This window comes from Devosia sp. RR2S18, assembly GCF_030177755.1.
GTDB classification, from domain to species: Bacteria; Pseudomonadota; Alphaproteobacteria; order Rhizobiales; family Devosiaceae; genus Devosia; species Devosia rhizosphaerae.
This window is the reverse complement of record NZ_CP126539.1, coordinates 2,618,338-2,643,450: the sequence shown is the minus strand read 5'-3', so window position 1 is coordinate 2,643,450 and position 25,113 is coordinate 2,618,338. Positions and strand designations below refer to the sequence as shown.

The 25,113-nt window shown below is 62.0% G+C and carries 20 protein-coding genes; 17 read left to right on the top strand and 3 right to left on the bottom strand.

All coding sequences use genetic code 11. From position 1 onward, the window contains the following. The first annotated feature begins 125 nt into the window (after positions 1-125). The 14 genes from QOV41_RS12960 (at position 126) to QOV41_RS12895 (ending at position 18,045) form a co-directional block, all read left to right on the top strand. Positions 126-2,054, top strand: coding sequence for an ABC transporter substrate-binding protein (locus tag QOV41_RS12960; protein WP_284577115.1), 1,929 nt, complete (start codon positions 126-128; stop codon positions 2,052-2,054). Positions 2,055-2,137: 83 nt separating this feature from the next. Continuing rightward, a complete protein-coding gene (locus tag QOV41_RS12955) occupies positions 2,138-4,249 on the top strand; it encodes an alpha-amylase family protein (RefSeq protein WP_284577113.1) in 2,112 nt (703 codons plus the stop codon). A gap of 25 nt (positions 4,250-4,274) precedes the next feature. Next, entirely contained in the window at positions 4,275-5,261 is a 987-nt protein-coding gene (locus QOV41_RS12950) for an ABC transporter permease (RefSeq protein ID WP_284577111.1), read from the top strand. 9 nt (positions 5,262-5,270) lie between these two features. Then, a complete protein-coding gene (locus tag QOV41_RS12945; protein ID WP_284577110.1) occupies positions 5,271-6,437 on the top strand; it encodes an ABC transporter permease in 1,167 nt (388 codons plus the stop codon). Between the two features lie 10 nt (positions 6,438-6,447). Next, entirely contained in the window at positions 6,448-8,166 is a 1,719-nt protein-coding gene (locus QOV41_RS12940; protein WP_284577108.1) for an ABC transporter ATP-binding protein, read from the top strand. Next, positions 8,163-9,194: a Gfo/Idh/MocA family protein gene (locus QOV41_RS12935; protein ID WP_284577106.1), complete on the top strand. Its 1,032-nt coding sequence runs from the start codon at positions 8,163-8,165 to the stop codon at positions 9,192-9,194. The genes QOV41_RS12940 and QOV41_RS12935 overlap by 4 nt, the downstream gene beginning before the upstream one ends. A gap of 10 nt (positions 9,195-9,204) precedes the next feature. After that, positions 9,205-10,122 carry a sugar phosphate isomerase/epimerase family protein gene (locus QOV41_RS12930; RefSeq protein ID WP_284577104.1) on the top strand — a complete coding sequence of 306 codons (918 nt, stop codon included), beginning with the start codon at positions 9,205-9,207 and terminating at the stop codon, positions 10,120-10,122. Positions 10,123-10,125: 3 nt separating this feature from the next. Further along, on the top strand, positions 10,126-10,911 hold the full coding sequence (otnI, locus tag QOV41_RS12925; RefSeq protein ID WP_284577102.1) for a 2-oxo-tetronate isomerase: 786 nt from the start codon (positions 10,126-10,128) through the stop codon (positions 10,909-10,911). Then, complete coding sequence (locus QOV41_RS12920; RefSeq protein WP_284577100.1) at positions 10,908-11,768, top strand: 2-hydroxy-3-oxopropionate reductase; 861 nt, start codon at positions 10,908-10,910, stop codon at positions 11,766-11,768. The genes otnI and QOV41_RS12920 overlap by 4 nt, the downstream gene beginning before the upstream one ends. Before the next feature lie 820 nt (positions 11,769-12,588). Next, positions 12,589-13,104, top strand: coding sequence for a hypothetical protein (locus QOV41_RS12915; protein ID WP_284577098.1), 516 nt, complete (start codon positions 12,589-12,591; stop codon positions 13,102-13,104). Between the two features lie 1,176 nt (positions 13,105-14,280). Continuing rightward, positions 14,281-14,550, top strand: a complete 270-nt coding sequence (locus QOV41_RS12910) for a hypothetical protein (RefSeq protein WP_284577096.1) — start codon at positions 14,281-14,283, stop codon at positions 14,548-14,550. Between the two features lie 1,043 nt (positions 14,551-15,593). Beyond that, entirely contained in the window at positions 15,594-15,881 is a 288-nt protein-coding gene (locus QOV41_RS12905; RefSeq protein ID WP_284577095.1) for a hypothetical protein, read from the top strand. A gap of 72 nt (positions 15,882-15,953) precedes the next feature. After that, positions 15,954-16,784, top strand: coding sequence for a helix-turn-helix transcriptional regulator (locus QOV41_RS12900; protein WP_284577093.1), 831 nt, complete (start codon positions 15,954-15,956; stop codon positions 16,782-16,784). Further along, positions 16,771-18,045 (top strand): hypothetical protein, encoded by a 1,275-nt coding sequence (locus tag QOV41_RS12895; protein WP_284577091.1) that lies wholly within the window; start codon positions 16,771-16,773, stop codon positions 18,043-18,045. Before QOV41_RS12900 ends, QOV41_RS12895 begins: the two co-directional genes overlap by 14 nt. Positions 18,046-18,137: 92 nt before the next feature. Here the strand turns inward: QOV41_RS12895 and csgH are convergent, their stop codons facing one another. From csgH to QOV41_RS12880, 3 genes are all read right to left on the bottom strand, one after another. Next, on the bottom strand, positions 18,138-18,533 hold the full coding sequence (csgH, locus tag QOV41_RS12890) for a curli-like amyloid fiber formation chaperone CsgH (protein ID WP_284577089.1): 396 nt from the start codon (positions 18,531-18,533) through the stop codon (positions 18,138-18,140). A gap of 2 nt (positions 18,534-18,535) precedes the next feature. Continuing rightward, entirely contained in the window at positions 18,536-18,724 is a 189-nt protein-coding gene (locus QOV41_RS12885) for a hypothetical protein (RefSeq protein ID WP_284577088.1), read from the bottom strand. 286 nt (positions 18,725-19,010) lie between these two features. Then, the gene (locus QOV41_RS12880) at positions 19,011-19,358 is read right to left on the bottom strand and encodes a hypothetical protein (RefSeq protein ID WP_284577086.1); all 348 of its coding nucleotides are present in this window, start codon (positions 19,356-19,358) and stop codon (positions 19,011-19,013) included. Between the two features lie 332 nt (positions 19,359-19,690). On the opposite strand from QOV41_RS12880, the gene QOV41_RS12875 reads away from it, so the two are divergent. The 3 genes from QOV41_RS12875 (at position 19,691) to QOV41_RS12865 (ending at position 24,829) form a co-directional block, all read left to right on the top strand. Beyond that, a complete protein-coding gene (locus QOV41_RS12875) occupies positions 19,691-20,263 on the top strand; it encodes a hypothetical protein (RefSeq protein ID WP_284577084.1) in 573 nt (190 codons plus the stop codon). A 1,155-nt stretch (positions 20,264-21,418) separates the two neighbouring features. Continuing rightward, positions 21,419-22,429, top strand: a complete 1,011-nt coding sequence (locus QOV41_RS12870) for a FecR domain-containing protein (protein WP_284577083.1) — start codon at positions 21,419-21,421, stop codon at positions 22,427-22,429. Positions 22,430-24,496: 2,067 nt separating this feature from the next. Continuing rightward, the gene (locus tag QOV41_RS12865; RefSeq protein ID WP_284577081.1) at positions 24,497-24,829 is read left to right on the top strand and encodes a hypothetical protein; all 333 of its coding nucleotides are present in this window, start codon (positions 24,497-24,499) and stop codon (positions 24,827-24,829) included. The last annotated feature ends 284 nt before the right edge of the window (positions 24,830-25,113 follow it).

The following is a 25,113-nucleotide window of genomic DNA, read 5'->3' as shown; positions in this document are numbered from 1 at the left end:
ATTTTGCAATTCAGCAGGGCTTTGCATGAGTGACGAGAATTTTGTTGACCTAACGGTTTTGTGCTGGAAGGCTGGTGTTAGCTCATAGAGCGACGTTCAGTGCGCCGAGCTTAGGAGGAACATTAATGACCAGCATTTCCCGCAGGACGTTTATTGCCGCCACCGGTGCAGCTCTGCTGTTGCCAGCTATCCCTGCCTTCGCGCAGGCCACTCCCAAAGAGGCACCGGCGCTCGCCGATGCTGTGGCTGCAGGCGATCTGCCGCCAATCGCCGAGCGGCTGCCGGTAAACCCTATGGTGGTGGAGCCCTATGAGAGCATCGGCCAATATGGCGGCGATCTGCGCACCGCGCTTGTTGGCGGCGGTTCGCTGAACATGATGCACCGCTATCAGGGCTACGAGCCGCTGGTGCGTTACACCCCTGATTTCACCGGCGTCATCCCCAACGTCGCAGAGAGCTACGAGGCCAACGAAGACGCGTCCGTCTATACGTTCAAGCTGCGCGAGGGTCACAAATGGTCCGATGGCCAGCCCTTCACCACCGACGACATCATGTTTTTCTACGAGGACGTGATGATGAATCCCGAACTGACCCCCAGCCCCCAAGGCCATCTGCGCTCGCCCAATGGCGATCAGGCGGTCTTTGAAAAAGTCGACGATACCACCTTCCGCATCGTCTTCTCCCAGCCCAACGGCCTGCTGCCGCTGCGCCTCGCCTGGGCCAATGACGACCGCACCACCCGCACCCCGCGCCACTACCTCGAGCAGTTCCACATCAAGTACAATCCCGATGCGGACAAGATCGCCCAAGATCAAGGCATGACCGGCTGGGTACAGCTGTTCCAGATCAAGAGCGGGATTTCGGTCGACGGCGAGATATTCAAGAACAAGGACATGCCCACCCTCTACGGCTGGAAGGTGCTGCAACCGCTAGGGGAGTCCGCCGAATACGCCATTTCCGATCGCAACCCCTACTATTTTAAGGTCGACACCCAGGGCAACCAGCTCCCCTATATCGATCGAGTGACCTATGCCGTGGTCGCCGACAACGAGGTGCTGCTGCTCAAGGCGCTGCAGGGCGAGATCGACGTAATCGACCAGTGGATCGCCACCCCCGCCAATCGCGCTGTGCTTTATGACGGCCAGGAAGCGGGAAATTACGGCTTTTACACCACCACCTCCACCGAGCCCAACGAGATGGTGTTCCAGCTCAATCTCACCCACCAGGACCCGACCAAGCGCGCCCTGTTCCAGAACAAGGACTTCCGCATCGCCATGAGCCACGCCATCGACCGGCAGGCCATCATCGATACGGTGCTGATCGGGCAGGGCGCCCCGGCGCAGCCCTCCATCCGCCCCGAGGACCCGCTCTACAACGAGCAGCTGGCCACCCAATATGTCGAGTTCGACCCAGCCCGGGCCAACGAGATCCTCGACGGGATCATTCCGGAAAAGGACGGCGAAGGCTATCGCCTGATGGAAAACGGCGAGCGCCTGACCATGATCTTTGAGATCGACCAGGTCCGCCAGGTGTTCGTCGACAGCTTCCAGCTCGTTCTGCCCATGCTGCGCAATATCGGCATCGACGCGCAGATGCGCACCATGGATCGCTCGCTCTGGGAAGTGCGCGTCCGCCAGGGCGGCGAATACGACGCCACCGTTCACAAGTTCGGCGGCAATAGCGGCATCTCCGCCATTCTCGATCCGCGCTACTACTTCCCCAACACCACCGAGGCGTTCTACGCCAAGGGGTGGCAGATCTGGTACAACGACCCTGACTCTGTAGATGCGATCGAACCACCAGAGGCCACCAAGCGCCAGTTCGAGCTCTACAATGAGGTGCGCCAGACCGGCGATCAGGCCCGCCAGCAAGAACTGATGAAGGAGATCATCCAGATCGCCGCCGATCAGTTCTACGTCTTCGGGGTCACCCTGCCGCTCAATGGCTACGGCATCGTCTCTAACCGCATCCACAATGTGCCCGAGACCATGCCCAACTCCTGGGGCTATCCCACCCCGGCGCCCACTAATCCGGAGCAGTACTACATCAGCTGACACCCCTCCCAGCTGTCAGCTTCATACCGGCGGCCACCTGCCGCCGGTATGCCCCTTGCCACCTATTGCTCGGATCCTCTCCCATGCTCAAGATCGCCGACAGCCCAGACGTGACCACCCTGCGTTCCCCCGATTGGTACCAGAACGCCACGCGCTGGACCCAGCTCACCTTTGTCGAAGATGATCCGCAGCGCTACGACCCGGCTTTCTGGGTGGACGTGTTCAAGCGCACCAAGTCCAACGCCCTGTGCCTCTCGGCCGGCGGCTACATCGCCTATTATCCCAGCGACATCCCGCTTCACTACGTCTCCAAATATATCGGCGACAGCGACCCCTTCGGCACCCTGGTGGCCGAGGCACGCGCCCTCGACATGCATGTCATGGCCCGCGTCGATCCACACGCCATTCATGCCGACGCCGCCGAGGCGCATCCCGAATGGGTCTCGCTCACCAAGGATCGCCAGCCCCGCCGCCATTGGGCCATGCCCGAGATTTTCGTCACCTGCGCCTATTCGAGCTACAATTTCGAGTTCATGACCGAGGTCATCGTCGAGATCGCTACCAAATACGACATCGACGCTCTGTTCGGAAACCGCTGGCAGGGTCATGGCGTGTGCTACTGCAAGGCTTGCGAGGACAATTTCCGCGCCGCTAGCGGCTTCGAATTGCCCGAAACCAGCGCCGCTGCCGATCCCGTCTGGCAGGCCTGGGCCGCCTGGCGTCGCACGGTCCTGAGCAAGCTTGTCGCTCATTGGGATGACGCGGTCAAAGCCGTGCGTCCCCATGCCAGCTTCATTCCCAATATGAGCGGCTCCTCGCTGATGGAGTTCGACCTCTCGCTGATCGAAAAACACTGCCCCATCCTGTTTGTCGATCATCAGGGGCGCCGCAATGTCGAGCCCGCCTGGTCGGCCGGGCGCAACGGCAAGCGCATCCGTGCCACCTTCCGCAATCGTCCCGTGGGTCTCATCACCTCGATCGGTCCCGAGGAAATCCCGCGCTGGAAAGACTCCGTGCAGACCGGCCCCGAGATCGAGCAATGGGTCCATGCCGGCATTACCCAGGGGCTGTTCCCCTGGTTCACCAAGTTCAATGCCTGCGTCCCCGACGATCGCTGGGTCGAGCCCGTGGCCAATGCCTTCACCATGCATGCTCGCATCGAGCCAGTGCTGGGGGAGATGGCCCCCACCGCCGAGATCGCCATCATCGATCCGGCCACTACCCTGCGCCATTGGGATCCAGACAAGCGGCACCTGGCTGAACACAACGACATGGGCTTTTACCAAGCTCTGGTCGAAGCTCGGCTGCCGTTCGAGTTCCTCTCAGACCAGGTCATGACGCTCGAGGCGCTGCAGCGCTTCAAGGTCGTGGTCCTCGCCAATGCCACCTACCTCTCCGACGAGCAGTGTCAGGCCGTGCGCGACTATGTTGCCGCCGGCGGCAGCGTCGTTGCTGCCAACGAAACCTCGCTCTACGACGCCACGGGCAAGGCCCGAGCCGATTTCGGCCTCGCCGATGTCTTCGGCGTCACCATGAAGAGCCCGCCGCGCAGCCCGGTGCAAAATGCTTATGTGGCACTCAACGGCGACCATCCCATTGCCCAGGGCTTTGCCGGTGCCCAGCGCATCATCGGTGGCACCCAGCTCATTGCCGTGGAGCCCACCGCCCAAGTCGACCTGCCATTCCTGACTGTGCCTGATTTTCCGGACCTGCCGATGGAAGAGGTCTATCCGCGCCTGCCCCCTCAGGGCGCGGGCCTCGTTGCCCGCACCACCGAAGCCGGTGGGCGCGTGGTCTATATTCCCTGGAATATCGGCGAAGTATTCTGGACCTACCTGGCGCCCGATCAGGGCCGCGTCATCGCCAACTCGGTCAAATGGGCGTTGGGCAAGACGCAAGAGGCCAATATTGAGGGTCGTGGCGTCTTCGACCTGGCGCTGCACGAAAGCGCTGACGGACGAGCGCTTTGCCTTCTCAACCTCACCAATCCCATGATGATGAAGGGCCCGCTGCGCGAAACCTATCCTGTGGGCCCGCTCAAGGTCACCATCGAGGTGCCCGAAGGCCGCACGCCGCGGTCGGCGCGGCTTGTGGTGGCCGACCAGGATGCTGCATTCGAGCTGAAAGACGGTCGCGTCACGGTGGCGGTGCCGACGGTGGAGACGATGGAAGTCGTCCACCTCAGCTGGCACTGATCCCTGCGGCGCCGGAGGAGCGGCAATGCTGAACTATATCCTGAAGCGACTGGCCTACATGATCCCGACCCTGTTCGGCATGTCGATCATCTCGTTCGCCATCATCCAACTACCCCCCGGCGATTACCTCACCTCGTTGATGTCGACGCTCGCCGACGGCGGCGCGCCGATCGATGCGGCAACGGTGGCGCGCCTGCGCGCCCAATATGGGCTGGATCAGCCGGTCTGGGTGCAATACGGCAAGTGGATGACGGGCATCCTGACCCGGGGAGATTTCGGCTTTTCCTTTGAATGGAACCAGCCGGTGTCCGAGATCATCTGGTCGCGCATGGGCTCGACTTTGGCCATCTCCTTTGCCGCGCTGCTGTTCGTCTGGGCCGTGTCGCTGCCCATCGGCATCTATTCGGCCGTGCGCCGCAATTCGGTGGGCGACCACGTCTTCACCTTCTTCGGCTTCATCGGGCTCGCCGTGCCCAACTTCATCCTGGCGCTGACCTTGATGTATGTCGCCTTCCGCGTCTTCGGCCAGTCGGTGGGCGGGCTATTCTCGCCCGAATATGTCGATGCGCCCTGGAGCTGGGGCAAGGCCTGGGACCTGATCCTGCATCTGTGGATCCCCATCATCGTCATCGGCATGTCCGGCACTGCCGCCATGATCCGCATCCTGCGCGCCAACCTCACCGACGAGCTCTCCAAGCCCTATGTCACCACGGCGCGCGCCAAGGGCCTGCCCGAATACAAGGTGATCCTCAAATATCCCGTGCGCATCGCCCTCAACCCCTTCGTGTCGGCCATCGGCTGGGTGTTGCCCGAGCTTGTATCCGGCGTCACCATCACCGCCATCGTGCTCAACCTGCCCACGGCCGGCCCGCTGTTGCTGCGCGCTTTGGTGGCGCAGGACATGTATCTGGCCGGTAGCTTCATCCTGCTGCTCAGCGTTCTCACTCTGGTGGGCATGCTGATTTCCGACATCCTGCTTGCGCTGCTCGATCCGCGCATTCGATACAATTGAGGTGATGGCATGACCACGTCTCCCAGCCTCGACGCCAAGCTTGCCGAAGACGGCCCCGCCATCTCCGGCCTCAAGCCCGGTATGGACCCCATCTCCGACGCCGCCGCCGGACAATGGACGCTGATCTGGCGGAAATTCTTGGGCCAGAAGATCGCACTGTTCTGCGCTGGCGTCATTCTCATGCTCTATCTCATCGGCGCCTTTGCCGAGTTCCTGGCGCCCGAGCTGCCCGATACGAGCCGCGCTCAATACACCTATGCGCCACCCCAGAGCATCGGCCTTTTCACCCCCGACGGGCAGTTCCAGCCCCATGTGAAGGGGTACACGGTCGAGATCGATCAGGCCGCCCTGCGCCGCACCTTCGTGGTCGACGAGAGCATCATCGTGCCCATCGGCTTTTTCGTGGAAGGGCCGGTCTACCGGTTCTGGGGGCTGTTCGAGAGCAATCGCCACCTGCTCGGCCCGCTCGATTCGACCCAAACCATGTATCTGCTGGGCGCCGACCGGCTCGGCCGCGATCTCCTCAGCCGCCTGATCTACGGCACCCGCATTTCCATGTCGATCGGCTTGATCGGGGTGTGCCTATCGCTGGTGCTCGGTGTCGTCCTTGGCTCGATCTCGGGCTATTTCGGCGGCTGGGTCGACACGGTCATACAGCGCCTGATCGAGGTGGTCAGCGCCATGCCCACTATTCCGCTCTGGCTGGGTCTGGCAGCGGCCATCCCGCTCACCTGGTCGCCCGTCAACGTCTACTTCGTCATCACCATCATCGTATCGCTGCTCGGCTGGACCGGGCTGGCGCGCGAGGTGCGTGGGCGCTTCTTCTCGCTGCGCAACGAGGATTTCGTGACCGCCGCCAAGCTCGATGGTTCGGGCGAGCGCCGCGTCATCTTCCGCCACATCCTGCCCTCGCTCACCAGCCATATCCTGGCCGTCGTTACGCTCGCCGTGCCCTCCATGATCATCGCCGAAACCTCGCTGTCTTTCCTCGGCGTCGGGCTCAAGCCGCCGGTCGTCAGCTGGGGCGTGCTGCTGCAGGATGCGCAGAACATCCGGTCGATCTCGACCGCGCCCTGGCTATTGATCTGGCCAAGCCTCGCGGTGGTGATCGCCGTGCTCTCGTTCAACTTCTTCGGCGATGGCCTGCGCGATGCCGCCGATCCATATGGAAGCTGAGGCCGACCCCATGGAACAACCAGTTCTAAGCGTTGAGAACCTGTCGCTCGATTTTCACCTGCGCACCCACATCCTCCATGCCGTGCGCGAGGTCAGCTTCGATCTTCACCGCGGCCGCACCCTTGCGCTGGTGGGTGAGAGTGGGTCGGGCAAATCGGTCACAGCGCGCGCCCTGATGCGCATCGTTGATCGTCCCGGCGTCATGGTCGGGGGCAGGATGATACTGCGCACCCAGCGTCAGGAAACCGACCTCGCCCAACTCGCCGCCGATAGCCGCGAGGTTCGCGCCGTGCGCGGCGCCCGCATCGGCCTCATCTTCCAGGAGCCGATGAGTTCGCTCTCGCCCGTTCACACCATCGGCAGCCAGATCGACGAGATGGTGCGGCTCCATGTCGGTCTCGACAAGAGGGCGGCACGCCAGCGCACCATCGAGCTGCTGGGCCAGGTAGAAATCCCAAACCCCGCCGAGATGGCCAATCGCTACACCTTCGAGTTCTCGGGCGGTATGCGCCAGCGCGCCATGATCGCCATGGCCCTGGCCTGCAACCCCGATATTCTCATCGCCGACGAACCGACTACCGCCCTCGACGTGACGACCCAAGCCGAGATCCTTGACCTTATTAAGCGCCTCCAGAGCGAGCGTGGCATGGCCATGCTGCTAATCACCCACGATATGGGCGTGGTGGCCGAAGTAGCTGACGACGTCGCCGTGATGCGCTTTGGCCGCATCGTCGAAACCGGTTCGGTCGACGACATCTTCTACGCCGCCGAGCACCCATATACGCGCCGGCTCCTGGCCTCGACGGTCAAGCTCGAACAGCCCGCCGAGGCCCGTGCGGTCGCGCGGGTCGAGCCGCAGCCGATCCTGACGCTGCACAACCTGGCCAAGACCTATGGCGGCGCCCGCGGCTTCACCGGCGCGGCCAAGTTCGCGGTCAAGGCCGTGGATGATGTCAGCCTCACCCTCAACGCCGGGGAGAACCTGGGCATCGTGGGTGAAAGCGGCTCGGGCAAGACCACGCTCGGCCGCCTCATCCTGCGCGTCGTTGAGCCCAGCGCCGGGCGCGTGCTCTATCGCGACCGCGAGGGGCAGGAGATCGACGTCACCACGCTTCCAAAGGCCGGCTTGCGCAAGTTTCACGCCGACGTGCGGCTGATCTTCCAGGACCCCTTCGCCTCGCTCAACCCGCGCATGACCATCCGTCAGATCATCGGCGATCCCCTGGTGGTCGAGGGCAAGCTCAAGTCCCGCCAGATCGAGGAAAAGGTCGCCGAATTGCTTCGGCTGGTCGGCCTCTCCCCCGACGTCATGGAGCGTTACCCCCACGCCTTCTCCGGCGGCCAGCGCCAGCGCATCGGCATTGCCCGCGCCCTGGCGCTCGATCCCCGCATCATCATCGCCGACGAAGCCACCTCGGCCCTCGACGTCTCCATCCGCAGCCAAATCCTCGACCTGCTGCTCGACATCCAGCAGCGGCTCGATCTGTCGTTCATCTTCATCTCGCACGACATCTCGGTGGTGCGCTATTTCTGCGACCGGGTCGCGGTGATGCACCGCGGCAAGGTGGTGGAAGTGGGTTCGGCCGAAAAGATCTGCACCGACCCCGACGCGGCCTACACTAGGGCGCTGATCTCGGCCGTCCCCAACCCCGATCCTCGCAACAAGCGCATGCTTCACCGAACCCGCCTGTCAGTGCCTCTCAAAGACACCAGTCTGCTAACATCATGACCACCAATCAACGCGCGGTTCTCGCCGGCGCCGGCGCCATGAGCCGGAAATGGCTCGACTGCATCAAGACCATCGGCGGCGTCGATATCGTCGGCATCGTCGACTTTTTTCCCGCCAATGCCGAAAGGCGCGCGGCCGAGCAGGGCATCGATCCCGATATCGGCACCGACCTTAAGTCCATGCTGGCAAAGCACAATCCCGACATTGTCCTCGACGTCGCCATCCCCGCGGCGCGTCACGAGATCGTCTCCACCGCCCTTGCCGCCGGCGCCCATGTGCTGTCCGAGAAGCCCATGGCCGAAACCCTGGACCAGGCACGTGATTTGGTCGCGAGAGCCGGTGCCGCCGGCAAGCTCCACGTCGTCGTCCAGAACCGCCGCTACCTCGAACAGCTCCGCCGCATCCGGCGCCTCGTCGCTTCCGGCGGCATCGGCGAAGTCACTGGCATTCATTGCGATTTCTTCCTGGACCCGCATTTCGGCGGCTTCCGCGAGACCATGGCCCACGTGCTGTTGCTCGACATGGCGGTCCATACCTTCGACGCCGCCCGCTTCGTCGCCGACGACCGTGCCGTCTCGGTGTATGCCGAAGAATGGAATCCAGCGGGCAGCTGGTACGCCCAGGATTCCTCGGCTCTGGCCAGCTTCCGCTTTTCGCGCGGCGCCGTAATGACTTACCGCGGCTCCTGGTGCGCCCCAGGCTTCCGCACCAGCTGGGAAAGCGCCTGGCGCATCACCGGCACCACCGGCTCGATCCTCTGGGACGGCGCCGCCGACATCCGCGCCGAAACGGCGTTGCCACATGAAGCGGGCAAGCTTCTGCCCGACACCCAAGCCGTTGAAATCCCGCAACTAGATCCAGCCGACCGCGTCGGCGGCCATTTGGGGGTCATCACCGACTTCATTGCCGCAGTACGGGGTGGGCCGGTGCCCGAAACCGTCGGGCGCGAAAACATCAAGAGCCTGGCCATGGTGCTGGGCGCCATCGACAGCGTCGGCCAGGGCCGTCGTGTCGAAATCACGATTTAGGAGATATTTCATGGCGATAGACCCCAAAGCCATCCGCATCGGCACGATGATCCGCGGACACGAACCCGACCCGGTTGGCTATCTCGAAAAAATCCTGCCCCACGGCTTTGAAAGCATTGAACCTTATTTCTGGCAGACCGTGAACAAGGACCTGCCCGAGCTCGCCAAGCGTCTCAAGCACGTGATCGGCGATCGCGACGTCACCATCTCGACTTTGGGAATGTTCGGGAACCCGCTGGAAGAAAAAGAAAAAGACATCGAGACCCTGCGCGGTTGGGAAGCGCTCATCGACAACGCTCATCACTTCGGCGCCACTTGCGTCGCCGGGTTCACCGGCCGCATTCGCAACCGACCCATCGAGGAAAGCCTGCCCCAGTTCAAGAAAGTGTGGAGCGAACTCTCGAAGCGGGCCGCCGACAAGGGCGTCAGAATCGCGTTCGAAAACTGTGCCATGCATGGCGGGAATTGGCAGACCGGCGATTGGAACATCGCCCATAATCCCGACGCGTGGTCGATGATGTTCAACGAATTGCCCGAGGACAATCTGGGACTTGAATGGGAGCCTTGCCACCAGATGGCGTACCTCATTGACCCCCTCCCGCAAATCCGGGAGTGGGGACCAAAGATCTTCCATGTCCATGGCAAAGACGCGACCATTCGTTGGGATGTGATAAAGCGCCATGGTTTCGGCGGCAAAGAGAAGGCCGTCTGGATGCGCACCCCCGGCTTCGGCGACACCAACTGGACCGACGTCATCTCCGAACTGCGCCTCGTCGGCTACACCGGCGCCATCGACATCGAAGGCTGGCACGACCCGGTCTATCGCGAAGAGCTCGAAATGGTCGGGCAGGTCCATGCCCTCAACTACCTTAAGGTCAGCCGCGGAGGGGACTTCATCGCCTATCCCGGTCCGCTTAGGGGAGCCTGATCCGTGCCCAGATTTTCCGCAAATCTTTCGATGCTCTACACGGAAGTGCCCTTCATGGAGCGATTTGCCGCCGCTGCCGCGGACGGCTTCAAGGGCGTCGAATATGTCGGCGCCTACGACCAGGACCCACTCGCCCTTAAGGATCTGCTCGCCCGGCACGAGCTGACGCAAGTGCTGTTCAACTTGCCAGCTGGTGACTGGGCAAGCGGCGAGCGGGGAATTGGCTGCCTTCCTGATCGCGTGACTCAGTTCCAAGCTGGCGTTGATACGGCCATACTCCACGCGCAGGCGACTGGCTGCACCCAAGTCAATTGCCTGGCCGGTATAGCACCGAAAGATCAGGACCGCGCAGCGCTCGAAAAGGTGCTGGTCGACAATCTCAGATATGCCGCTCCGCGCCTGGAAGATGCCGGCGTCAAGCTCTTGCTCGAGCCTATCAACACTCGGGACATCCCGAGTTTTCTGGTCAATTCCACCGACGACTACGAGCGTATCGCCGGAAAGGTCGGACACAACAATCTTTACCTGCAATACGACTTCTACCACATGCAAGTTGTGCAAGGAGATTTGCTGCCCACCTTCCATCGCCTAAAGGACCACATCGCCCACGTGCAGATCGCCGACAATCCAGGCCGCAACGAGCCTGGGAGCGGCGAAATCAACTACCCGCACATCTTTGGCGCACTCGACAGCAGCGGCTACGACGGCTGGGTAGGCGCCGAATACAAACCGAAGGCCAGCACCAGTGCGGGGCTTACTTGGTTCGAGACCTGGAGGACACAGGCATGAAGATCGGCTTTATCGGACTTGGCGTCATGGGGCGCCCCATGGCGGCGCATCTGATCGAGGCGCGGCATGAGCTGTTCCTGCACCGGGTCAAGCACGTGTCCCAGCATCTGGTGGACAAAGGCGGGGTAGCGCTCGACAGCGCCAAGGCGGTGGCCGAGGCCGCCGAGATCGTCATCCTGATGCTGCCCGACACGCCCGATGTCGAGACCGTGCTATTCGGCGAGAACGGGGTGGCCGAGGGGCTTGCCGAAGGCAAGCTCGTGATCGACATGAGCTCGATTTCGCCCGGCGCCACCAAGGATTTTGCCCGGCGTATCGCGGAGCAGGGGGCCGGCTATGTCGACGCGCCGGTCTCGGGCGGCGAGGTTGGCGCCAAAGCGGCGTCCCTGACCATCATGGCGGGAGGGTCGGAAGCCGACTTCGAGCGCGCTAGGCCATTGTTCGAACTGATGGGCAAAAACATCACCCGCATCGGCGAAGTGGGGGACGGGCAGACGGCCAAGGTCACCAATCAGATCATCGTTGGCCTCACCATCGAGGCGGTGGCTGAAGGGCTGGCGTTGGCCAAGGCGGCGGGTGCCGACCCAGCAAAAGTGCGCGATGCGCTGATGGGGGGCTTCGCCTCTTCACGTATTCTCGAGGTCCATGGCGAGCGGATGATCAAGGGCACCTTCGACCCCGGCTTTCGCGTTCGTCTCCACAGAAAAGACATCGGACTAGCGCTTCAAGCAGCAAGGGAGCTCGAGCTTTGTCTGCCTCATACCGCAAGCCTGGAACAGCTGATGCACAAAGCTCTTGCGGAGGGACTGGGTGACAAGGATCACTCTTCCTTGTATCGGATAGTCGCCAAGCAGTAGCGAACCGCAGGCGGCAGGCTGCGCAGGTGTCTCCGGGCTGGGCACCCGTGTACACCCGCAGGCACTGGCAAGAGCTGATGGCGTTCGGTTTACGACTTAAGCTCAGGTCCTATTGCTCGCACCGCCCTGGCAAGGCGAGCATCCGCTATGCCGTCCTGTCGACAGCTATCAACGACAAGGAGGGCTCCGCAACGGTAACTTGAAGGCACCGCTGTCGACCACGGGATAGTCATAGCTGGCAGGGCAGTCCGCTATGACGGATACGGGGCAGTTCCTGATGTCGCTGAACCTGCCTGCCCAGGCACTCCCCTCGGAGTGTAACGAGATAACGGCGACCCGATCAGCGTCGCTACGCTACCGCTTCGATCCACCCATCCCCCAACACAAACATGCGGCGCGTCAGCAAGGACGGCGGATAGGCCCAGAGCTGGCAAGCACACGAAGATGCAAGAGCTACGGCGACGGAACGAAATCAGAGAACGCTATTGGAGACGCTCCACTAGCTCCCCCGTTTGCGTCAAACCACATCGGCCACGTCACCGTCCAAATCCATCGTGACTGCTTCATGGAGACTGGGATCCTAGCAGAAGCAAGCGCAGGACGCTGTTCCTTCGCTCCTTCCGGATATGCGATGAAGTCTTTGCAGTTACGCTGCCATGGAAAGCGGTCCGTGAGCCCTAAACTTGTCGCTATTCTGTGGGACATGTGTAGTAGCGCCAACCGTCGCGAACTGCTGGGTTGTGTTCGCGGATCCACCCGCGAGCGCAGTCGTTAGGCCACGTTCCTGAGAACTGTACGATCATTGATGAGGAGTTAAGAGATGCTGACACTGCTAGGTTCGGGCCTCAGCGTCACGGCGCTCGCCTTGACTGCTCCCCATGAGCATTTGCACGCACAGTACGATGTGACGAAGGAAGCTTTGTCCGGCCAACATGGCGCCGAGAGTAGTGTCTCGGTTAGCGCAGGTTCGCTGGGCATCGAGCCCCCGAGCGTTTTTCTCTGGAAGGACGCCAGCGGTGCTCTCAAGGGCGTATTCATGTCACAGACCCAGACAGCCGAAATCCCGCTTGTTGCTGGTGACACCATAGAGGTCCTCGCCACTGCTGGGCTCAATGCGTACGGCCCGCTTCTACCCTCGAGTGAGGAAGTCCATGAGCTTATGCAGGGACTGGCAACGGACCTGCTCGAGCAAGCCAAGATGCAGACGTGTGTAATGGAGCCTCTGCCAGACACGGTCACCTCAACGGCGTCTGTCTCGTTTGGGGACCTTGCGTCGGGCTCGGCTTCACTCCAGGCTACTTGGAGATCTGAGGTTCTTTGCGCTGACAGCCGTTGACCTCTGGTTGAGGCTCGAGAGGCGGAACTGCTGCTCCTGCCGCCTTCATCCACATCCCATGCAGCCTTTTGGCGTGTAGGGAATAAACCCGATGGCTCTTGGTCGTAGCAAAAACCGTGGGTGATGGCGGGTTGCTCCCTTCAAAGTCGTATCCTGCGAGGTCGATTTCGGTGGAGGGCCAAAGCCTCGCGGCGGATCTCCGTGACCTGCGGTAACTCGCCCACAACTTCCCCACGAGGTAAAACGGTCAAAACAGTCGCTGCCCTGGGCAATCAGCTCTGCGGCGGACAAGGCTGCTGGACCGGCTTGGAACTGCCGGGCAACAAGATCGGGACGGCGGGTTGGCGAGGACGCGCCGCTCCTAAGGGGAGGTGAACTGCATGCAGGGCCGCCGATTAGCCTACCGGCGGGCCGGGATAATCCACTTTGGGCGGATGACGCAGACGTCTGCTGTCGAACAAACGGCCCGTTCGCGGGGATGTTCTACATCATCAATGGTGGATCTTACCTTTGCACATATGACAGACCATTGGCGTTATCGAATACCCCGAGGAGACGCTTATTATAGGAGATAAGCTCGTTCATCAAAGCGGCTAAGCGGCTGCCATGCCAGGAGCAATTGCAGCAGCCCGATGACGCTCACGCTTTTCTATCCCGCCCATGCCGAGCTTGCCTCTCCTGGTTGGCTTGGGGACTTTTGATCCGACTCCTTGCGCATGGCTCGGGCCACATCCTCGATCCGGGCCTCCCCATTGCTCCTCCCGCGGCGTCGGCCCCTGCAGCAAGTCTTCGGGGGATCAGATCGATTATGTTGTTGATGTCGAGCGGCGGGTTCTGCATCAGGCACCAGTCGTCATTGCCGCCATCAGCTCGGGACCGACGACCACCGTCTGTTCAACCGCCTAAGCCGATCGCGCACGCCAAAACGCAAGTGCCATGTGAGAGCCCTTACGCCAGCGACGGGTACTGCAGACGATCATCTACTCGGTACTTGTTCACCTCTTTCACTATAGTTCATTGATCTAGCGAGTGCGTCTGAGGGCAGGCTAGGCAGGCGGGACGGTCGAGCGTACTTGCCGTGGGCTGCGCAGCATAATATTCGTTCAGCCTTTGGCGGTGACCGGAACCACACCAAGTGCTAGGCTGCGAACCGATTGCATCGGAGCGCAAAACGCCATGACTGCCACATCCCAGGACAAGCGTTCAGATTTGCACGAAACTAAGCTCGGTGTCGCCGTGCTTGCCACATGTATCATCGAAGCTGCCGACGAGACCGATCCAGGCTTCAAGGAAAGGGTGCTGCACAAGATGGGGGTGGTCTACCAGAAGCTGAGAGACCAGTCGGACGGTAACCAGATCGAACAGATGGAACTACTCGACTGGACGCGGTCGCTGCTGAGCGGCTTTGAAGATATCGCCGCTCCGGGTGCGTCTATCAATGAATAGGAGCGGCGTGGGAGGGCTGAGCGCGCCTGCGCCCTCGTTGCTGCCGGGCAAGCTTTAGCATGGGTCACCAGGCTGGCTCAGCGGGAGGTCGCCAGCTTGCCCGGCCACAAGGCGGTCTGTCCGCCGCCACTGCCGCGCCTCGTCGAGTTCTGACTGCCCCCCGGCTGAAGAAAAGAAATGACTCTGTGTTGAACTGGTCGGCTGCGGCCACAATCAGCAGCCGGGAAGAACGGGTTGTATAGCATTGATTTGCCTGATCGCCGGTTCAGAGCCGTTCTTGGTTGAACGCATGTTCTGCCTTCGCCGATAACCATTCCCGCAGTGCTGAGCGGCCACGTTGCCGGCCGGCTCCATTGTTGAAATCAGACCTTCGGTGGCGAAGCGTATAGGGGCAGACCTGCGTGACAGGTCGAGCAGCGATCTGCCAACAGGATCTTCTAGCATCGAAGCGCGCCGTTGTTGGCACCGGCGTCATGGACTGGAGCAGGCAACTTGAAGTGCACTTGATCCTGTGCATGGCGTGGCCGGTCCAAACGACCGGTATCGGTGGTGGCTCACCAGCTCGGTGAGGGCCCGCGTCGGGTTCTGCCAGCTCACTGGATATCCGGGGGACCACGACGTTAAGGCTATCCGAAAAACAAACAGGGGGACCTCGTAGGTTCGCCACTGAGCACTTCGTCGCGGAACTGGAGTTAGGCTCCGCAAGCCATGGGAGAACGGAGCGAGGTCTGCAAATAGCAAAATCGTGGCGCGGCGTGGAAGAAGGACGAGAAGGCGCTGTAGTGCTTTCCTTGCAGTAAGTCGATCGACAAGTACAAAGGTGATCGTAATCAGTTGACTCTTCGCATGCGGTTGGTGGAAGATGCTACCGCACAGAAGAAGACTTGCACAAGCCGGCGATGCCCCAATGGCCGGAACGAGACTGACCTGGTTCCATTTTGCGAGCCAAAGTACTGTTGCGGTTTAGAATCTTAGTGAGCGAGGAGTCGGGAGCATCCTGCTCCCGAGGCGGGGCGAAAGTTGCCTGCCGCCGGAAGAAGCCATTGAAGGTCGAAATGTTGCGAGCATTTGAGCATGGGGGCATGCGGGCCGGGGCAGTGCCCGAGTCGATGATCGGTGCGGTCTACCAAAAGATAGTAGACGAGGGATCACTTCAAGCAATGGTGGATGCGCTGCACCGCATCCGCCCCGGGATCAATGTTCTTCTGTTCGGCGAGGACAGAACTGGTCTGCAAGGGAACTTCCTGATCCACCGTGGGCTCGAGAAGGATGCAGAGCGAGCTTATATGACAGGGCTTCGGCTGGACGATCCCTACATATCGCATCAATAATGGTCCGAGCCTCTCGGCCATTTATACGATGAAGCAGACCTGGCGCAGAGCGAACTTCCCGAGCGCTCGGCGTTGCACAAGGAATTCCTGGCTATCCGCACCGCATCGGAGAACGTCGTCGGCGCGGTCGTGCACAGGAGCGGTCCACGTCAGCTCGTGCTGGAGATCCGGTACGAGAAGAACGATCCCGATGCGCGTCGCGTCGTTCGGCGAACCTTGGAGGTGCTGACTCCGCACATTGTGCGGGTGGTCGAATTGGTTCGGGAGCGGCAGGCTACGGCGCTGGAAGGCCAGAGCGGCGATGCATTGCTCGAGTTCATACCCGTACCGGCCTTCGCGCTTGACGCGTGTTGTGTAGTCCGCGCACGCAACGATCATGCTGAGAGCATGATCCGGCACATGGACTGCCTTATCCTGGGAGCTGACGGCGTCTTGCACGCCCGGGACGCCAATCTCGATCTGCAGATAAAGTCCTTCGTTTCTACTGGGGGCGGGGAGTTCCGGCGGCCGGCCCGGTGCGTTCTCACCACCTTATCCTCGGACGGTGGGCGGATCTTTGCGTCTATGCATACCGTGCCACCATCGGGAACGCGCCCCGGCTTGATCCACGGCATGTCTCAGGAGGAGGGCTGGCGATGCCTGCTCGTGCTCGACGACGCCTCCAAGCCGATCCGCATGAATGCCGACGTGCTCTGGAAGGCTTTGGGCTTCACCGCCGGCGAGACTGACCTGGTCCAGGGGTTGATCGGCGGCAACACCATCGGGGATTGCGCGGCTGCACGTCGCGCCTCCAAGCAGAGCATGCGCAATCTGCTGCTCTCGGTGATGCGCAAGACCGGGACGCACCGGCAGACGCAGCTCGTCTCCCTTCTCACCAGGCTGGCCCTCCATGCGCGTGCTTGAACTGTCTGTTCTTCTCGCCGTCTCCAGTGTCATCATGTCCCAGGCGCAGGAGGCGCCGTTCCGCGGCGCCGGCGGCAGTCTGGGCATCGGCTTTGCGACCCAACACGCGCGTGGCATGCCATGGACATCAGCGGGTATTCCCCTGCTCCAGGCAGAGAAGGACGCTATGGCGTTCGGCCCCGCCGCATCCCTGGCCGGCGCCCTGGAGCTCGGGCGTCTCGGCGAGATCCCCGTTTTCGTCGAAATGTCGGCTTCGTTCCTGGCTGCCTCATCATCCTCAACTGCTCTTCACGATCTATCCGCGGGCAATAGGGTGCTGCTGGTGGCCGGCAGGCCGCAGGGGGTCATCGAGCTCGACGCCTCGGGCTCAGTGGCCTCATCGAGCGTCATCGCGCCCGCCACCGGCACGGCCACCGTGATCGCGAGCAGCACACCCAGCGGCGGGACCCAGGCCGTGTTCGCCCTCAACCGCAACGGTTCAAGCGGCGCCTACGCCGCGGTGGCCACGAGCGGTTCGCCCGAGACCTCGGCCGCCTACGGGGGCGTGCTCGCTCCTGAGGGTTTCGCCTTCGCCGGGGTGGGGGACATAAGCGGCACGATGCTACAGTCGAGCGTATCCCGCCACACTTTCCGCGGCGGGCTGGAGGCCATGTTCGCCACCTCTATACCGGCCGCAGAGGGGTGGAGCGTCGTCCCTCGGCTCGGCGCCGCTTACCGCTTCGCCGGAGAGGATGTTCGGCACGAGGTCTTGATCGACCCTGCAGAGGGTCCCGGAATTCCCGATCGCTTCCCTACAGTGGGACTGCGGACGCAGGAACGGATGGACACGCACATGGTGGGGCCACTCGCCTCTCTCTCGACCACCAAGGTCCTGGATACGCGCTGGAGCGCCACCGTAGGGGTGGACGCGGGGTGGCTGCTGACCTCGACGCAGTGGCGTATGGATGCCACCGGCATTATGGAGGGGATGGCCGATATCGGTCTGCCGGGGCAGGAGGGGACCAGCTGGGGCGGCACTGGCTTGTTCCGCCTCAAGGGCGGGGTGTCGTTCGTGGCGGATAATGGAACGGTGTTCTCGCTCAATGGACAGGTGGAGCATCTCACCGCGGTTCCCACCACTTCAACGAGTGGGGACACCGCCGCTTCGGGCAGCGGTCCTCTCAACCTTGATCTGCCTGCGCGTTCGCCCGGGATAACCACCCTGACAAGCACGCCTACATTTGGCTATGCTGTGTCCGTGTCGCTGAGTCGCAGGTTCTGATTTGAGGATATGGCGTTCCGCCACCTGCACATGCTGCCCGCTCGTCTCCAACCGTGGAGCGGCCCGCATATTTCCAAGACCTGCGGCGTCGCTCAGGCCTGCCGCGAGCAGTCGATCGTGACGCCGTCCACCACGATGACGAGACTGGCGTGATAGCTGTTGGCGCCGATGATGGCGGTGCCGAGGATGGTCTCAACTCCCGGCTGCAGCGAAAAGGAGCCGGCCTGACGGTTGACGGAGCGGCCACCTCTTCCTTCCTGCACGACCTCGAAGCTGTAGTCGCCTGACACCATGCTATCGGAGACCGCGATGCCGCGAATCTCCACCATGCCATTGCCGAGGCGTTCCTGCACCCCGCACCGGACACCGCTCTCGTTCGAGGTCTTGAGCATGAATGGCACTCCGCTGCTCGCCTGAGCGAACGCCGCGGCGCCGAGGACCGCCAGGAGCAGCCCGGCCTCGCGGACGTTCGTGACGGTCCTGGCCATGACTACTTGAGCCCGAAGTGCAGATGCACCCCGCCGGTGCCGCCACTGGAGCCGTCCCTGGTCATGCCTGAGTGCAAGGCGTCTACCTGCACGCTGCCCATGGCGGAGTAGTCCTGCATCTGTACGTGGACCCGCTCGTGGCCGTCGCCGATCTGCACGATCGATGAGGTGACCTGTTTGCCCGTCTGCACGGTGCTGGCGGAGTTCTCATTCCGCGCTGGAAGGTCGACGACCAGCCGCTTTCAAGCTGCACCGTAACGGCAGAGTTGTGCGTGCCCTTCTGGCTGGTGACCGAGACGTTCTGCGCCATGACCGGCGTGCTGATTAGCATGGCGGCTGCGATGGCGAGTTTGGAGTTGAGTTTCATTCCGATCTCCCTTGGAGGAGACACATCCCCCTGGGGGAAGGTCTATTGACATGAAGAAGGCCGGCGAAGGGATGCCCTCCCTCGCCGGCCCTCCCACCTATTTTCCAGAACTACTTCTGGATGGTGAGGGAGGTGTTGCCGGCACCGTGCTGGTAGGTCTCGGACCAGTGGTCGTCGCCGAACTGCTTTGTCTGGGCCGAGTTGCGGCCGTACTGGTCAGTCAACGAGAAATTGCCGTCGCCGTCCTGAATCGTGGCGGCCTCGTTCTCGCCCTTCTGCCCGGTGCGCGACTCGTTCCAGCGACCGTCCTGGCCGGTGTAGCTGAAGTTCTCGCCGGTCTGAACGGTCAGCTGACCGTTCTTGTAGCCGTACTGCTCGACGATGGACACGTTCTGAGCCTGTGCTGCACCGGTGGCGAGCAGGACGGCGGCGACGGCGGTGGCGATGATCTTGTTCATGATGCTTCTCCTGTTGATATCCCTCGGACCATTCCGGGGCGGTTCGTGTCGTGGAGCTCGTTTCTCCCTCGAGACACCCCATTCCTAGAGCGGCGGCCGCGGACCCGTCCCGCTGTATGGCATCATGGCGGCAGGTGATGGATGGGCTGGGGCGATGCCGGTCGTTCGCTGGACCACCACGGCAAGCTATGGACCAGGTTGGAAATTGAGCAAGTCCCATCGATGTCCTTGCCAAATGCAGGACGCATTGCTGCACATGACGTTTGGCACATTGCGATCGCCGGTGCGTGGCGCGGAGTATCGCGCCTCATCCGTCAGCAAGGAGGATCGAGATGAGAAAGATCGTAATAGGAGCAGGAGTGGCGATGGCGATCATCGTCGCACCGGTGCAAGGACAGATGTTCCGGCCGGCAATGGATGGCGTGGTCGCACGATGCCTGTCCTACGGTGCCGCCAATTGCAGCTCGTCTGCCATGGACTACGCCGATCGGGGGCGGGCGGACGCCGATAGGCTCTCGCGCCGTCTTTACGATATGTCGCGGAGCCTCGACAGGACGCGTTGCGAGCACATCATGGAGGCGCTGCAGGCCTTGCAGGAGAGCGCCAGTCGCGGCATGCAGCAGCGCATGGCAAGGTGGATCGAGGATGGCTGCGGCGCTGGCACGGTCCGAACCTCCAGCTTCGGGGACAATGATGGCGAAGATGATGGCGGGAACGGACCCATCGATCCAGCCCCGGAAGGACCGCATTACCCCCAAGGACCAGGCAAGCCAGGTGGTCCCAACCATCCGGGCAGCCCCCATCACCCCGGTCTCGGCGGACCCACTCGTCCTGCCAGCCCTGAATGGCCAGACATGCCGTCCTGGCCGGAATGGGATGAGGGCATTGACGGTCGGAAGAAGTGAGCCAATAGGCAATCCAATAGCCGCTCGTCCATCTGCCCGATCAGCGCACAACCTCGGTGCGAGCAGCTCCGGGGTTATCTGCACTTCCCTAAGAGCTGCTTCACGGCGAGGCCGGGGTCCTGGGCGATTAGAAGCGCGCGGTGTGAAATAGGCGTCAAGTTCGATGACGACTTCAGGCCGGCGCGATCGCACCGCCAAGCCATTGCAGCCGTTCTGGTTGGTCGAACCTGCCGGAAATTCTGGCACTCGGCGGCAACGTTTTTCCGAGCGGGGCAGTGGGCTCACGCACTCTCGCTTGGTCGCGAACTGCAGGTTCTTCCGGCGGTGGCGGGGGGCTCGCCCCTGGTGCGCTTCACAATGATCTTACATCGAAGGGCGCGCAAACATGCGGGCCAATCCGGCTTGCCGTCTCCGCAGGCCCCTGGTTGCGGCCTGGTGGGTGGCATGGGCGCAGATCGCGTGCACTGGCTTTTTGTCCAGCTCGAGATTGCTGGCGAGCGCTTCGAGAGATGCGCAACCGCCGCCTTGTGGGTTGCCAAGGGTCCAATGCCGCTGCATGGTTCCGCCCGCTTGTCATGGCGCCATTCCCGTCACCACGTCCAAAGCAGGCGTCGCGGCGCCTCGAAAAGCGGGTTCGGCCCTGGATGCTGTCTCGCGCCGGGCGCTTGCCTCCGGCGCGAGGGGGCAGGTTTGCTGTGTTTTTGAGAGGCTTGGGCGAGGCGTGCCGGTCAGGTGCCAGTGGCAAAAACTGCGATGACGTCCAGCCGCGGACAACGGCCGCGTAGCGGGCAAATGAGCGATACCGCCCCTCGAACAACGGCCGGTTAGCCGGGGAATGTTCGATAACGCCCCTTGCCGGACACCGCGGCGAACCGGCGACCCAATCCTCTCTCACCACAAGGGCGTGTCGCGGGGCAGGGGCTGGAGTGCATTGGATGGCCCCGGTACGGCAGAGCTCTCCGGCCAAGCCCACGCTGCATGGGGCGTGTGGTACGCTCGACATCGGCGGCAGCATCGCTGGGGGCCAGGCTCTTACTTCCGTGCCGGCCACGCAACGATGGCTCAAAGGCAACGCCGCGGTTTAGGGTCATGGTAATCTTGGCGGCGCCATAGTCCTTTTCAAAATCGGGAAGCCGATCTGGAGGACATTGCGCGATGCAAGGCAGGATACTGACGGCCTTGGCCATCCTGGCGCTGACCACAAGCCCGGCGCTCGCCGATGACTGGATCGTAACTCGGCTGCGCGGCGGCGTATTCGTGCTGACCTATGGACAATGGGAGCAGCTGGTTCGGGGCAGTGTGGTTTCGGACGACCGGGTGATCAAAAGCGCGCCCAACGGCCGAGCTACCTTCGTGCGCAACCTCGAGACGGTGGAACTGGGACCCGACACCACGGCTCAGATCGCCGATGTAGGCGGCTTTACGACGGTCTACAATCATGCCGGTACAGTCGGGGTGGATGCCGAGGCCCGGAACGTACAGCATTTCGCGGTGCAGACCCCGTTTCTAGCTGCCGTGGTCAAGGGTACCGCCTTCGTGGTGCAGTCCAATGAGGTGCAGTCCAGGGTGGCGGTCACGCGCGGCAATGTCGAGGTGAATGACGAGCGCCACGAGAGCACCATCAGTCTGGGCGCCGGTGAGGAGGTTTCCTCCAGTGAACAGCCCATCACCAGCGCCGATATTGTGCCCGTCTCGCCTGGCACGCCTCGGCCCCCGAACCCCGAGGTGGCACTGCCGCCGACCCGGGTCGGCGGCAGTGCCCCGGGGCATGTCGCAGCGGGGTTCTCTTACGTCAACGCATCCGGCGATCATGATGGTGGTTCTCCGGGAAATAGCGGCAACGCCCCTGGTCACGGTGGAAGTTCTCCGGGCAATAGCGATAGCGCCCCCGGCCACGGCGGAGGTTCTCCTGGCAACAGCGGCGACCCCCCTGGCAACAGCGGCGACCCCCCTGGCCACGGCGGAGGTTCTCCGGGCAATAGCGGCAACGCCCCCGGCCATGGCGGAGGTTCTCCGGGCAATAGCGGCAACGCCCCCGGTCACGGCGGAAGCTCTCCCGGAAACACCGGCAATGCTCCTGGCCAGTCTGGCGACCGCGATGGCGGGAGCGGCAATGGCGGTGATGACGGCAAGAGCGGTGGCAACGGCAAGGGCAAGGGGAACTGATTGACCCGGAAAGGTGCTCCAGTTTACCCATGGTGTGTGGATCTCTATCCATGCACTTGCAGCTTCTCTTTGTGATCCGCGATCACGGGGCCGGACGCCAGGCGAACTTCAGTATCCGGGGGAGAGCCACCGGCCGGGATGTGGGCGGCGGGGGGCTAGACCTGCGGCCACAGGCGCGGGTGCTCCGATGTCAGCGGGGACAACTCCGCGAACTGGCTGGCGGGGTGTGCCCGAAAGCCAAGATGCTGACCAAGCCATCTCCTCCTGACGCCGCATGGGTGTTGATGGAAAGACACGCTGTGCGGGTGCATTTGCCAACAGGTGCTTCACGCCGAGCGGGAAGCCCGCAGTCAAAGGGAACGCTCGCCTTTAAAAACGTGATCGGCTCCAAGGGAACGAAGCCGGGCACGATCTGTTGAACGCCTACAGGTTTGCACCTGTGACCTCCAAAGGCCACTTCGCCCCGGTTACCCGCCGGGGCCTTTCTTTTTGGAGCGAAGGGAAGTCGCAAAGTCAGAATGCACGGTGATCGCAGGTTTGCCTTGCGAGCGTCGATGGGCAGAAATGTCGGCCGCAATCGTCAGCAATGCCGGCGCTGGCCCCGGGATGCAGTGGATAGCGCGGAGGCAGCTCGGTTGCGGCGTTTGCTGCCTCATCGACCCGGTCGGAGCCGATTACCTTTTCGGGTAGGCTTAACAGCAGCGCCCTGAAGGCGTGCAGCTCGCAGGTCCTCGAAACAACAAGCAGAATAGGTGCCGGTGGTGATGTGCAGCGGCAATGCGGGTACGCCCGATTGCTCTCAGCGCCAAGCCGAGAGAGCAGGCGAGAACATCAGTTCAACGCTGCTCAAACATTCGCGGCTCTGCGCAGCCTTCGCACAAGAGATCTCTCTGAGGGCTAAAACACCCTCTGCAGTCTCTTACAGACTACAAAGGTCATCTTGGTAGTACTCACTCCAGAGAGCCTCGTCACTGCCATTCCGGCACGGTTCTCTGGAAGTCTGCGCTGCGCCAAAGCAAGTTGTGTATCGAGTCGCCCGGTATAACCTTCATCACGCCTCCTCTCATATCATACGAAGTGGAGACTATACGATGAAATTGTCTGTTCTTTAACTCACGGACGCCTTCTCCGTCGGCGGTTCCAGCGTTTCCCTTGCTCAGGATGGCCCTCGTTGATGATCCGGTTATGGAAGGTTGTCTGATCAATGAAAGCGGATACCGGACCGAGACTGGTGTCACAAACCCGATGTCGGAACCGCTGGCGGATGAAAGCAGCGAAGAAGACAAGTCCCAACCGACGATTGCGTAGTCGACAATGACTGCGGTGTGGTCGAGGGCGCTGTAGAGGTGCGGGGGACTGATCCTGCGCAGCGCCGCAACGGCCAATGCCGGGCAGCGGCCGTTTTCTCCACCGACCGAGGTTAACAATTTCGCACGCGTGCTCACCTGACTGCGGTGAACATGCTGGACCGGGCGCATCTTCTGGCTGAACCGCGTGCTATGGAGCGAGGCGGAAGAAAACGGCTCTTCGGACTCCGGATGTGAGCGGCATCGGCATGGCTGGGGGTCAGCGTTTAAGCCTTTCTTAACCTGCCCTCAGCTTACCATGCCGGTCAAAGGGGGACTGTTTTCGATGAACATTGCTGTTGCAAAACCCGGAAAGGGGAGTCTTCCCAGAGGATGGATTATCCTTGGACTTGCGAGTGCCAGTTGGGGCGTCGTTGGCGGGGCGAGCCTCGTCATATTGCGCCTGTTCATGCACTCGCCAGGCTAGTGAGCGGGCGGCCTGGTTACCTGCGATTGGAAGAGCAATTCCGCACCGTCACTTTACATGAAAGTCGCTCAAGAGTTGCGTCTGCGCGAGCGAGAGGACAACCGGGAAATCCACGGGAACCGAGCCCCAGGAAACGGGACCATCTGCACAACGGTGCTGACCTTGGGATTGCTATCCATATCTTCAAGGCGTTGCAAATTGATCCTGCCGCCGAAACCTTGTGGCCGTGCCGCAGGCTGTCTGCTTGCAGGCGGAACATGGTCATGCTTTCCTTGATCCTGGGGGCAGGGAGCGTTGAAGAGCACGTGGATCATTTCGAGGATTGCACTAGTCTCGGCCCTGCCGTTGGTCGGGTTCAGCATCTATGTGACTGCGTGGCTGCTGCCACAGTCCTGGAGCAATCTGGTGGGCGGCAGAGCCGACCTTGCTCCAAGCGTGCTGCTGATCATAGCGACCCTTTGGGCGATCATCCCTGCGATGGTGAGCGTGCGTTATGACAACCAGATCTGGCAACGGGCTGTCGTTGACTGGCGGCAGAAATACAGTCTCCTTTTCGCCTGTATCTCTCTTACGGTCTCAACCGTTGTCTACCTGATGGGATCCCTGCTGCTGGTCTTGAGCCACTGAATGCGCCCGAACCGGTGGGCGCGCGACGCAGGGGCGAGGTTCCTTGATCCCCTTGCTGCCGCGTTAAGCAATGCCCTGGCAAGTGCGTCGACCTCACCATCGTGGTACGGCTTGCCTGCTGACAGATGCTGACCATCAGCTTCGAAGCCGCCCCGGATAAGCGTGCAAATCGCCTCGCTATTGGTCGGAACGGGGCTTTGGTCCAGCCGCCAGCGGGCTACGGCAGCAGTCAGGTCAGGGGGGATAGCCATTTCCGAGCGCGGGTTCCCCTGGATGAAAAGCAG